The organism is Acinetobacter sp. AR_0276, assembly GCF_003000705.1.
Taxonomy (GTDB): Bacteria; Pseudomonadota; Gammaproteobacteria; order Pseudomonadales; family Moraxellaceae; genus Acinetobacter; species Acinetobacter nosocomialis.
Genome location: NZ_PSQO01000004.1, coordinates 2191721 through 2204042, shown reverse-complemented (window position 1 = coordinate 2204042; position 12322 = coordinate 2191721). Strand labels below are relative to the sequence as shown.

Annotated in this window: 12 protein-coding genes and 3 tRNA genes; 6 read left to right on the top strand and 9 right to left on the bottom strand. The window is 40.9% G+C overall.

Annotation, left to right across the window (positions count from 1 at the left end; all coding sequences use genetic code 11):
- Position 1 precedes the first annotated feature (1 nt).
- The 3 genes from CSB87_RS11400 to CSB87_RS11390 are packed head-to-tail and all read left to right on the top strand — an operon-like array spanning position 2 to position 1218.
- Positions 2-529 carry a Na+/H+ antiporter subunit E gene (locus CSB87_RS11400; RefSeq protein WP_002156972.1) on the top strand — a complete coding sequence of 176 codons (528 nt, stop codon included), beginning with the start codon at positions 2-4 and terminating at the stop codon, positions 527-529.
- The gene (locus CSB87_RS11395) at positions 526-801 is read left to right on the top strand and encodes a monovalent cation/H+ antiporter subunit F (RefSeq protein ID WP_002053531.1); all 276 of its coding nucleotides are present in this window, start codon (positions 526-528) and stop codon (positions 799-801) included. The genes CSB87_RS11400 and CSB87_RS11395 overlap by 4 nt, the downstream gene beginning before the upstream one ends.
- Before the next feature lie 12 nt (positions 802-813).
- Entirely contained in the window at positions 814-1218 is a 405-nt protein-coding gene (locus CSB87_RS11390; protein WP_002157026.1) for a Na+/H+ antiporter subunit G, read from the top strand.
- Between the two features lie 56 nt (positions 1219-1274).
- Here CSB87_RS11390 and CSB87_RS11385 read toward each other — a convergent pair whose 3' ends face one another.
- The 9 genes from CSB87_RS11385 to tpiA form a co-directional block, all read right to left on the bottom strand.
- Positions 1275-1676, bottom strand: coding sequence for a ribosome-binding factor A (locus CSB87_RS11385; RefSeq protein WP_031952281.1), 402 nt, complete (start codon positions 1674-1676; stop codon positions 1275-1277).
- Entirely contained in the window at positions 1676-4375 is a 2700-nt protein-coding gene (gene infB / locus CSB87_RS11380) for a translation initiation factor IF-2 (RefSeq protein WP_002156968.1), read from the bottom strand. Before infB ends, CSB87_RS11385 begins: the two co-directional genes overlap by 1 nt.
- 10 nt (positions 4376-4385) lie before the next feature.
- The gene (nusA, locus tag CSB87_RS11375; protein ID WP_031952280.1) at positions 4386-5870 is read right to left on the bottom strand and encodes a transcription termination factor NusA; all 1485 of its coding nucleotides are present in this window, start codon (positions 5868-5870) and stop codon (positions 4386-4388) included.
- Positions 5871-5907: 37 nt separating this feature from the next.
- Entirely contained in the window at positions 5908-6432 is a 525-nt protein-coding gene (rimP, locus tag CSB87_RS11370; RefSeq protein WP_002157009.1) for a ribosome maturation factor RimP, read from the bottom strand.
- A 215-nt stretch (positions 6433-6647) separates the two neighbouring features.
- Positions 6648-6724 (bottom strand) — tRNA-Met (locus CSB87_RS11365).
- 88 nt (positions 6725-6812) lie between these two features.
- Positions 6813-6889, bottom strand: a tRNA-Met gene (locus CSB87_RS11360).
- 38 nt (positions 6890-6927) lie between these two features.
- Positions 6928-7012: transfer RNA gene (locus CSB87_RS11355), tRNA-Leu, on the bottom strand.
- A 56-nt stretch (positions 7013-7068) separates the two neighbouring features.
- Positions 7069-7398, bottom strand: a complete 330-nt coding sequence (gene secG, locus CSB87_RS11350; RefSeq protein WP_002156913.1) for a preprotein translocase subunit SecG — start codon at positions 7396-7398, stop codon at positions 7069-7071.
- Positions 7399-7410: 12 nt separating this feature from the next.
- Positions 7411-8205, bottom strand: coding sequence for a triose-phosphate isomerase (gene tpiA, locus CSB87_RS11345; RefSeq protein WP_004710827.1), 795 nt, complete (start codon positions 8203-8205; stop codon positions 7411-7413).
- A 290-nt stretch (positions 8206-8495) separates the two neighbouring features.
- On the opposite strand from tpiA, the gene pilB reads away from it, so the two are divergent.
- Genes pilB through CSB87_RS20160 form a run of 3 tightly spaced genes read left to right on the top strand, consistent with a single transcriptional unit; the run spans position 8496 to position 12322 of the window.
- Positions 8496-10208, top strand: coding sequence for a type IV-A pilus assembly ATPase PilB (pilB, locus tag CSB87_RS11340; protein ID WP_031952279.1), 1713 nt, complete (start codon positions 8496-8498; stop codon positions 10206-10208).
- Between the two features lie 27 nt (positions 10209-10235).
- On the top strand, positions 10236-11462 hold the full coding sequence (locus CSB87_RS11335; RefSeq protein ID WP_004710832.1) for a type II secretion system F family protein: 1227 nt from the start codon (positions 10236-10238) through the stop codon (positions 11460-11462).
- Positions 11462-12322, top strand: a complete 861-nt coding sequence (locus CSB87_RS20160) for a prepilin peptidase (protein ID WP_022575844.1) — start codon at positions 11462-11464, stop codon at positions 12320-12322. Before CSB87_RS11335 ends, CSB87_RS20160 begins: the two co-directional genes overlap by 1 nt.

The window sequence follows — 12322 nt, the reverse complement described above, 5'->3', positions numbered from 1 at the left end:
AATGCAGCTATCTAAATTGCTTGACCGCTGGTTTCCGCATCCATTTGTTTCTTTTTTAATTATCGTTTTTTGGTTAATGCTCTCGCATAGTCTTGATGCAAGTGACCTGCTTATGGCTGTAATTTTGGGGCTTGTGATTCCTCGATTGGTTCGACCTTTTATTACTAGAACACCGCACATTCATTGGCAACCAGCAGTAAAACTATGCTTTGTTGTACTGTGGGATATTATTGTTTCCAATTTTCGCGTTGCTAAACTGGTATTAGGGTCACCTAAAAAATTACATCCCAAATGGTACCGTGTTCCATTAGAAACAGAACATGAACAAGTAAATTCTTTACTCGCAATGATTATTACCACAACACCAGGTACGGTCTCTGCTGGTATTGATCAAGAGCGTGGTGACATTTTGGTACACTCGCTCAGTACAGAAAATACTGAAAGTGATGTGCAAGACATCAAACAACGCTATGAGGCTCCACTCATGGAAATTTTTGATGTGAAAAGCAAATCGGAGGACAACACATGACCATCCTACCTTATGCACTTGGCATTAGCTTGATTGCCATCACGATCTCTATGTTGCTCTGTCTGTTTCGCATGGTGATGGGACCATCAATTGTAGATCGCCTTTTAGCACTTGATACCCTTTTTCTAAATGCAACTTGTCTCATTGTTGTATTAGGTATTTATTGGACAACCACCTCTTTATTTGAAGGGGCATTATTAGTTGCCATGCTAGGGTTTGTATCGACAGCTGCTTTGGCTCGTTATTTTACAACCGGTCATGTAATCGATTAGAGGGAGGTCAAAATGCAAATTACAATGGAAATTATTGTTTCGATCTTTCTAGTTTTTGGTTCGTTCTTTATGTTAGTTGGTTCTATCGGCATGGTACGCCTACCCGATTTATTTATGCGACTACATGCGCCTACCAAATCGAGTACATTAGGACTAGGTAGCTTTTTAATTGCTTCAATGATCTTTTTTGCTTTTCAAGGTCGTTTTGGCTTTGCTGAACTTCTCATTACTCTGTTAGCTTTCATTACGGCACCTGTTTCAGCCAATTTAATTGCACAAGCAGCACTACATCTGCGTTTACGCTCATTAAGTGGTGAAGTTCCTGAAGCAATCGAACGTCCATTACCATGGGATCGCTATAAAATCGGACAACGCTTTTCACAAAACAAACCTCCGATGGAGCCTCCTCAGGAATAAAAATGTGAACAAATAAAAAAGCCACCCAAAGGTGGCTTTTTTATTTTGAGTATAAATTACTCTTCGTCATCTGACTTACGTTCCGGTAAATCTTGTACCGCTTTTTCAATAAGACCAAACATATAATTACCATATGCATTCGTCTTATCGTAATGGAAACGTAAGCGAGGCGTAATACGTGTTTTGATACGACGACTGAGTTCATGACGCAAGAAACCAGAAGCTTTATTTAATACATCTAAAGTTTCTTTATTTGCTGATTCACTTTGCTCATCACCTAGCTCACGCCCCATAACAGTAACGTAAACTTCAGCGTATCCCATATCCGCACTGACTTTCACGGCTGAGATGGTCACTAGACCACCCAGACGCGGATCTTTTAACTCCTGACGGATTAGATCAGACAGCTCACGCTGTACTGAATCCGCCATTCGCTTTAAGCGTTGGCTACCCGCCATTAAAGACTCCGTTTAATCAATTGAACATCATATACTTCGATCTTATCTTGTACTTTGATGTCTTTATAACCTTTAACCGCAAGACCACATTCCATACCAGCACGAACTTCATCAACTACATCTTTATAACGACGTAATGATTCAAGTTCACCTTGGAACACAACCACGTCATCACGTAATACGCGAATCGGTTTATTACGGTGTAATGTACCTTCAAGTACCATACAGCCTGCTGCTGCACCAAACTTACTTGAGTGGAATACTTCACGTACTTCAGCAACACCCAAGATTGTTTCACGGTGTTCAGGAGCAAGTTTACCGCTCATGGCATCTTTCACATCATCAATCAATTCATAGATGATGCTGTAGTAACGAATATCGATACCGTCTTGGTCACTTCTCTGACGCGCAGCTGTATCAGCACGAACGTTGAAGCCTAACAATACTGCTTCTGAAGATTCAGCAAGAATTACATCAGATTCAGTAATCGCACCAACACCAGAACTAATTACACGAACTTTTACTTCATCAGTAGAGAGTTCATATAATGCTGCATTCAATGCTTCTAAAGTACCACGTACGTCAGTTCTTAAAACGACGTTCACTGTAGGAACATCTTTTTTGCCCATTGACGACATGATATTTTCAAGACGCATTGCACTTTGACGCTCAATACGTTTTTGACGCTCACGGTCAGCACGAGCATCGGCAACTTCACGTGCTTTTTTCTCGTCATTTACAACAAGAACTTCGTCACCCGCCATTGGAGCATCTGGAAGACCCAGAATTTCTACCGGAATAGATGGTCCTGCTGATTTAATTGGCTTACCGTTTTCATCAGACATTGCACGGACACGACCATAAGATGAACCTGCAAGAACAAGGTCACCAATATTTAATGTACCGTTTTGAACAAGAATAGAAGTTACTGCACCACGGCCTTTATCAACACGCGCTTCAATAACAACACCTTGCGCAGCACCTTCAGCAGATGCTTTTAATTCCATCAATTCTGATTGAATAAGAATTAAATCAAGAAGTTCATCAATACCTTGTCCAGTATGTGCTGAAACTTTAGCAATCGGAACATCACCACCCCATTCTTCTGGAACGATTTGTTTCGTTGTTAATTCATTTAACACACGGTCTGGATCAGCAGATTCTTTATCCATCTTGTTGATTGCAACAATAATTGGAGTACCTGCTGCACGAGCATGGTCAATTGCTTCTGCAGTTTGTGGCATTACACCGTCATCTGCCGCAACAACCAATACCACGATATCTGTTGCTTTAGCACCACGTGCACGCATTGAAGTAAACGCAGCATGTCCCGGTGTATCAAGGAATGTAATAATCCCTTTGTCTGTTTCAACATGATACGCACCAATGTGCTGGGTAATACCACCTGCTTCACCAGCCGCAACTTTCGAACGACGGATACGGTCAAGCAATGATGTTTTACCATGGTCAACGTGACCCATAATCGTAACAACTGGTGGACGAGTTGTTTGCTCACCACGTGCTTCTTCAGCCGCTTCAAGCAAGTTATCTTCCGCCTGTGTATCAGAAACTAGAACAGGGTTGTGTCCCATTTCTTCTACAACAAGTGCAGCTGTATCTTGGTCAATAGCTTGATCTTGATTAACCAACTCACCCATTTTCATAAGTGTTTTGATAACTTCACGTACTTTAATCGCCATCTTTTGAGCAAGATCGGCAACAACAATACTTGAACCGATTTCTACGTCATAGACTTGCTTTTTAACTGGCTTTTCAAATCCATGCTTGTTTGCTTGGCTTGATTTTAAACCACGTTTGTTATGGTTAACGAAGCTTTGCTCTTCTTGACCACGACGACCGCCTTTCTTACCCGCACGCGGATTAGTAGTTGCGCCACCGCGTTTAATTTCACGGTCTTCTTGCTTGAATGAATCTTCATACGCTTGGCCAACAAGACCTGAAGCAAGTGGAGAATCATCAATTACACGAATTGTGGTAGTAGCATCGTCATTTGAGTACTTAGATGCCATTTTGCGCATTTGTTCAAGCGTACGTTGCTGAGCTTCTTCAGCCGCTTTACGACGTGCAGCTTCTTCAGTTGCTTTTAACTGAGCTGTTTGAGCTTCACGCGCTTTCTTTTGCTCTAATGTTTCTGCTGGTTTTGGTGCAGGTTTTACTGTACCACCACCACGTTTTTTCACTACAACGGCAGCTTTAGGAGCTGACTGTGCAGCGCTATCTTGTTGATGAGCAGCACGCATTGCATCTAAAGTTGCTTTTGCTTTTTGCTCTGTTTGAAGACGCGCTTTTTGCTCTGCAGTTTCACGCGCTTGTTGATCTGCACGTGCTTTAGCTTCTGCTTCTGCACGCGCTTTAGCTTCTGCTGCAATTTGTTCTGGGTTTGGTTTAGCAAAAACCTGTTTTTTACGTACTTCTACGTTAATTGTTTTTGCTTTACCTGAAGTACTTGCAACTTTAGCGGTACTGGTTGTTTTACGTTTCAACGCAATTTTTCCTGTGTTACCACTTTCCTGACCATGCACTTTTTTCAAATGATTGACTAAAGTGTCCTGTTGTTCAGTGGTAATAATGTCGTCTGCTGTACGTTGAGGCAAACCTGCTTCGCGAGCCTGTTCTAGGAGCTTCTCAACAGGACGTCCTACACTGAGAGCTAACTCTTTAATCGACTTGTCCGTCATATTTCATCTCCTAGTTAAACCATGATTCGCGAGCTTTCATGATCAATTGACCTGCTTTTTCATGATCAAGACCTTCAATATCAGAGATATCGTCAGTAGCCTGATCTGCCAAATCATCCACGGTAATAATACCGCGAGCGGCAAGCGAGTAAGCGATCTCAGAAGTCATGCCTTCCATTGTGAGAAGGTCTGCGCTCGGTTCTTGAATATTTTCTTGCTGTTTCAAAGCATCAGTAAGGGCTACTTCTTTTGCACGACTTTGCAATAACTCAACCAATTCAGCATCAAGCTCAATTTCGTCAAAAGTTTCAGCAGGAACATAAGCAATCTCTTCTAAAGAAGTGAAGCCCATTTCTACCAATGCCATTGCTAAATCTTCTTCAATATCTAAACGTGATACAAACATGTCGAGATATTGTTGAGCTTCATTTTGCTGACGAGCACGATACTCTTCTTCAAGCATCATGTCGAGTTTGTAGCCAGTTAAATCAGAAGCTAAGCGAACGTTTTGACCTTGTGAGCCAATCGCACGAGCTAATTGATCGCTGGTTGCAAAAATAATATCGGCACTTCTTGCATCTTCATCAAGCACGATGCCTGAAACATCAGCTGGTTCTAATGCGCTAGCAATGTATTGAGCTGGATCATCAGACCAAACCACTACATCAATACGTTCACCGTTTAACTCCTGCTGTACAGCTTGAATACGCGTACCACGCATACCAATACATGCACCTACAGGGTCGATACGGTGATCATTTGTTTTCACTGCAATTTTAGCACGGACACCTGGTTGACGTGCCGCTGCTTTAATTTCGATAATCTCTTCAGAAATTTCAGGAATTTCTTTTTTCATTAAAGCGATTAACATTTCAGGCTTAGCGCGTGATAACAATAACTGAGCGCCGCGGCCTTCACGGTTAACATTATATAAGATAGCGTTTACACGTTGCTTTGGACGAAGAATTTCTTTAGGAATCATTTCTTCGCGAGCAAGATAAGCTTCTGCGTTGTCGCCTAAATCAATGATGAAACCATCTTTGGTTTGTTTTTTCACTTCACCGTAGATTAACTCACCCACTTTAGATTCATATGCATCAGCAACTAAAGCACGCTCAGCTTCACGGATTTTTTGTACGATAACCTGTTTTGCAATTTGCGCAGCAATACGGCCAAACTCGATAGATTCAACTTCAAGTTCACGCACATCACCAATTGACCATTTCGATGGATCAACATCAGAGATCGCATCTTGGCAAGCTGGCATTTCATGATCTTCATCCGCCACTACAGTCCATTGACGGAATGTACGGTAATCACCAGTTTTACGATCAATCTCTACACGAAGCTGAGCTTCTTCAGCATGCGTACCTTCGTAAAATCTTTTTTTCGTTGCAGCAACTAGAGCTTGTTCTAAAGCCTCGAAGATCGCTTCACGACTAACACCTTTTTCATTACTAACCGTTTCTACAACGGTAAGAATTTCGCGGCCCATAAGTCACCTACCGATTTCTTATATAATTTAAATAAATTTAATCTTGATAGATCAAGTTTGCTTTATCGATATTGTTGCTGTCGATATCAAGCACATGCTTTCCTTCAACTTCAACCTTAATCTCTTCATTTTCAAGGTCTACAGCAAGGAGTTTTGCTTGAAATTTACGGCGATTTTCTACTGCTGCAATTAAACGCAAAGCAACTTGTTGTCCAATATAGCTTTGCAACTGTTCGAGTTGAAAAAATGGGCGATCCCAACCTGGTGAAGAAACTTCTAAAGAATATTCACCTGAAATCGGATCATGAACATCCAACATCGCGCCGACTTGTTGTGTAACACGTACACAATCTTGTACGCCAATACCACGACCTTGTTCTACTTCACCATCTTCATTAATCACTGGTTCAGCGTTTTCATCAACCGGTCTATCGATATAAATACGCAATAATGAACGTTTACCTTGTGGAAGGAATTCGATTCCCCACAGGTCAACACCACATGCCTGCACTGCTGGAGCAATCATGTCATACAATGCTTGGGATTTATTTGATAATTTCATTTACTCTCGTCATTCTCGTGCGATTCAATCGGTTGTTTTAACCGACACAGACCTACTATAGTGAAGCATGACTATTTGACCAATTGATGTCGACACTACACGATAGCGATACGATAACCAATAAAAAAGGGCGTTAATCGCCCCTATGTAGCACAGAAAACAATAGTCCACTGTGCAAAAAGGCCCACCTGTCTGTGAGCCTCTTTTAAGAAACTTGGTAGCGGGAGCTGGATTTGAACCAACGACCTTCGGGTTATGAGCCCGACGAGCTACCAGACTGCTCCATCCCGCATCAACGTGCAAAAATTATATACAAATATCGAAAAAAGTCAATGTAAACTTTACAATATTCGCTTGATTAAGTTGCACCTTAATCAAATTGGTAGCGGGAGCTGGATTTGAACCAACGACCTTCGGGTTATGAGCCCGACGAGCTACCAGACTGCTCCATCCCGCATCAATAAACTGCTTGCACTCAACTTTCTGGTTCAAAGTTGGTGCGGAAGGGGGGACTTGAACCCCCACGCCCGAAGGCACTACCACCTCAAGGTAGCGTGTCTACCAATTCCACCACCACCGCAGCTTGTGGGACGCATTCTAGTCCTTCCAACTGCAAAAGGAAAGCCCTATTTCGAATTATTGACCCGTTTTTGGTGCATTTGGTGAAGTTTCAGGCGATGTTGTTTGAGCTGGTGCTGTTGTTTGTACAGTTTTCAAACTATATGCCTCTGTAGTCTGTTTTTTTGCAAAAACAGCAAGAGTCAAACTCGTTACAAAAAACAATGCAGTTAAAACAGCAGTCAGGCGAGTAAGGAAGTTACCCGAACCAGATGCACCAAATACAGTTGCTGCACCGCCACCACCAAAAGAAGCACCAGCATCTGCGCCTTTACCATGTTGCACTAAAATCAATGCAATCATCAGTACAGCTAAAATAATATGTACAACAAGTACAAAAGAGTGCATACCCTATCCTCGTTATTTGCTTTGCGCGAAGGCTTGTACAATTTGATAAAAAGATGCTGCATTTAATGAAGCACCACCCACCAACGCACCATTAATATCTGGACATGCAGCTAATTCAACAGCATTTTCAGCTTTTACACTACCACCATATAAAATAGCAATACTTGAACCCGCTGAAGTAAGCTGGCATAAGCCTTCACGAATTTTAGCGTGCATTGCTTGCGCATCTTGTGGTGAAGCTGTTTTACCAGTACCAATTGCCCAAATCGGCTCATAAGCAATTACGACTTGGTTTTGCCACTGTTCAGCAGTCACTACGGGTGCAATATCACAAATTTGTTGTAAAACAACTTGCTCTGCCTGCCCTTGTTCACGCTGTTCAAGACTTTCGCCCACACAATAAATGACAGTCAAGCCCGCATTTAATGCATTTTGGAGTTTCGCCTTCAAAATTTCAACGTTATCGCCAAAAATATCACGGCGTTCAGAGTGTCCGACCAATACGAAATTAATTTGGCTATCTTTTAATAATTCTGCACTAACTTCGCCAGTATAAGCACCTGTACCTGCAATACGCGATACATCTTGCGCAACTGTATATACCGTTCTTGCAGCATCCTGCAATTGCGCCTGTACTGTTGTAAGTGCAATAGAAACAGGGGCAACGCCCACATGGCAGCTTTCATCTGCAATTTGGTTTTGTTGCAATAATTGTTTAAATTCTTCTATAAGTTGGTTGGCGTTAGCACGCATTGGATTCATTTTCCAGTTGCCAACTACCCAAGGCGTAATCGTCGAACCCGACATACTGCTCACCTTTCATCAAAAATGCAGCACATTCTACACGCATTTATACAAATTTCAGATACTTTTCTTTAAAGGGATTACTTATATCGTTTCTTCTCTTTGAAATTAAGAAAAGCTTTATAGCCATTCGAAGTTAAACATTCTAAAAATTAATCTTTAAAAACTTCGACTAGTTCAAGCTTTAATAGCTCGAGTAAGACTAGAGCAACACTTTATAAGGTAGTAATTTTACATAACAAAAGTATAATTTTTCATATACCAATTATAAACACATTAGCATAGGCAGGCAGATGTCAGTATTACATACATCTCCAAAATTTACGGGGTTTTTTCGGCGTTTAGTCGAAGAAAAGCATGTGTCGGCAGCGACCATGCAAAATGCATTAGATGCAGCAAAGAGAGCCAAGCAGGATACAGTCGCATATTTAATTGAAGAGGTACATCTCTCCCCTTCTTTATTGGCTGAAACCATTTCTGCGGAGTTTGCTGAACCATATTTTGATCTAGATGTTTATGACACATCTCAGATTCCTAAAGATCTGGTCGATCAAAAACTGATTTTAAAACATCGAATTTTGCCGCTCATTCAAAGAGGACAAATTCTATATGTCGCCACCAGCAATCCAAGTAATATTGAAGCAATCGATGCAATCCGTTTTAACAGTAAATTGCTGGTTGAACCTGTTATTGTCGAGCATCATAAGCTGGAAAAAGTTTTAGGCCAGCATTTTGCAGAAGAAAGCAGCTTTGACTTTAATGATGAAGAGTTTGATCTTGACGTCAGCCTTGATGGTCCTACCACTCAAGAAGATGAAGAAGAAATACCTCAAGGTGATGAAGCTCCTATTGTTAAATATATTAATAAGTTGCTTATTGATGCCATTCGTATGGGCGCGTCAGATTTACATTTTGAGCCTTATGAAAAGTCATATCGGGTACGTTATCGTGTCGATGGTGTGTTACGTCAAATTGCCAATCCGCCTTTACAACTTGCAAACCGTTTGGCATCACGCTTAAAAGTAATGTCTCAAATGGACATTTCTGAAAAACGCGTCCCACAAGATGGACGTATTAAACTTAAGCTGTCAAAAACCAAAGCAATTGATTTCCGTGTGAACTCGCTCCCTACCTTGTTTGGTGAAAAGTTAGTTCTACGTATTCTTGACCCATCAAGCGCAATGCTAGGCATTGATGCATTAGGCTACGAAGAAGAACAAAAAGCTTTATTTATGGAAGCTTTAGATAAACCACAAGGTATGCTTTTGATTACTGGACCAACAGGTTCCGGTAAAACTGTATCTTTATATACAGGCTTAAATATTTTAAATACTGAAAGTTCCAATATTTCTACTGCCGAAGATCCAGTGGAAATTAACTTAGAAGGTATTAATCAGGTTAACGTCAATCCTAAAGTGGGTTTAACGTTTGCAGCTGCCCTTAAGTCTTTTTTACGTCAAGACCCTGACATTATTATGGTCGGTGAGATTCGTGACTTGGAAACAGCAGAAATTGCGATTAAAGCTGCTCAAACCGGCCATATGGTGATGTCAACACTACATACCAATAGTGCTCCGGAAACATTGACCCGTTTACGCAATATGGGGGTTCCTTCTTTTAATATTGCAACATCGGTAAATCTAGTGATTGCACAGCGTTTAGCACGTCGTCTTTGTTCTCAATGTAAAATACCTGCTGATATTCCTAAACAAAGCTTATTAGAAATGGGCTTTACCGAACAAGATTTAGCACATCCAGATTTTCGGGTTTTTCAACCCGTGGGCTGTCCTGAATGTCGTGAAGGCTATAAAGGCCGTGTCGGTATTTATGAGGTAATGAAAGTTACACCTGAAATTTCCAAGATTATTATGGAAGATGGCAACGCTTTAGAAATCGCGGCTGCTTCTGAAAAATTGGGGTTTAATAATCTACGTCGTTCAGGTTTAAAAAAGGTGATGCAAGGGGTGACCTCTTTACAAGAAGTTAACCGTGTAACCAGTGAATAAGACACTATTTAAAATAAGGATAATCTAATGGCTGTCAAAAAGGCACAAATGATGCCGACTTTTGCTTATGAAGGGGTTGACCGTAAGGGCGTAAAAATTAAAGGAGAACTTCCGGCTAAAAATATGGCTTTAGCCAAAGTAACCTTACGCAAACAAGGGGTGACTGTTCGAACTATACGTGAAAAACGTAAAAATATTCTTGAAGGGTTATTTAAGAAAAAAGTAACTACACTCGATATTACGATTTTTACCCGACAACTTGCGACTATGATGAAAGCTGGTGTACCTCTAGTACAAGGCTTTGAAATTGTAGCAGAAGGTTTAGAAAACCCTGCCATGCGAGAGGTTGTCCTCGGTATTAAAAGTGAAGTTGAAGGTGGTAGTACCTTTGCCTCAGCTTTAAAAAAGTACCCTCAACATTTTGATAACTTGTTTTGTTCACTTGTTGAATCTGGTGAACAATCAGGTGCACTCGAAACGATGTTGGATCGCGTTGCAATTTATAAAGAAAAAAGTGAGTTGCTCAAGCAAAAAATTAAGAAAGCAATGAAATACCCTGCAACAGTTATTGTGGTAGCCATTGTGGTGACTATTATTTTGATGGTTAAAGTAGTCCCCGTTTTCCAAGATTTATTTGCTTCTTTCGGCGCAGAATTACCAGCATTTACACAAATGGTCGTGAATATGTCGAAATGGATGCAGGAATACTGGTTCATTATGATTATTGCGATTGGTGTATTTATTGCTGCGTTTTTAGAAGCAAAAAAACGTAGTAAAAAGTTTCGTGATGGCTTAGATAAACTGGCGCTTAAGTTACCTATTTTCGGAGATCTGGTTTATAAAGCAATTATTGCCCGTTATAGCCGCACGCTTGCTACAACATTTGCCGCAGGTGTTCCGCTTATTGATGCACTAGAGTCGACTGCAGGCGCAACAAATAATGTCATTTATGAGCAAGCTGTGATGAAAATTCGTGAAGATGTGGCAACCGGTCAACAACTTCAATTTGCTATGCGAGTATCTAATCGTTTTCCATCTATGGCTATACAAATGGTTGCAATTGGTGAAGAATCGGGTGCACTAGACAGCATGCTCGATAAAGTTGCCACTTACTATGAAAATGAAGTGGATAATGCCGTTGATGGTTTAACTTCTATGATGGAACCTTTAATTATGGCAATTTTAGGGGTACTCGTAGGCGGTCTGGTAATTGCTATGTATCTTCCAATTTTCCAAATGGGCTCAGTTGTATAATGCAAGACATCATTGCGTATTTTATTCAAAACTTAACTGCACTTTATATTGCTGTTGCACTCGTGAGCCTATGTATCGGTAGCTTTCTTAATGTAGTGATTTACCGCACACCAAGAATGATGGAGCAAGATTGGCAGCAAGAATGCCAAATGTTACTCAATCCTGAGCAACCCATTATTGATCATGAGAAGCTAACTTTAAGTAAGCCTGCTTCATCATGCCCTGCATGCCATCAACCCATCCGTTGGTATCAAAATATCCCACTCATAAGCTGGCTAGTGTTAAGAGGAAAATGTGGTCATTGCCAGCACCCGATTAGCATTCGCTATCCAGCCATCGAACTACTTACCATGCTATGTTCATTGGTGGTGGTTATGGTGTTTGGTCCAACCATACAAATGCTTTTTGGACTCGTCCTCACATGGGTATTGATAGCACTTACCTTTATTGATTTCGATACACAATTATTGCCTGATCGCTTTACCCTACCTTTAGCTGCGCTTGGTTTAGGCATTAACACCTTTAATATCTACACCTCACCCAACTCGGCCATTTGGGGTTACCTCATTGGTTTTCTATGTCTTTGGATTGTCTATTACTTATTTAAAGTAATTACTGGCAAAGAAGGTATGGGCTACGGCGACTTTAAATTGCTTGCAGCATTAGGTGCATGGATGGGGCCATTGATGCTGCCGTTAATTGTGTTATTGTCGTCTTTATTGGGTGCAATCATTGGCATCATCTTATTAAAGTTAAGAAATGACAATCAGCCTTTTGCGTTTGGGCCATATATTGCCATTGCAGGTTGGGTTGCCTTTTTATGGGGTGATCAGATTATGAAAATTTATTTGGGAGGTTAA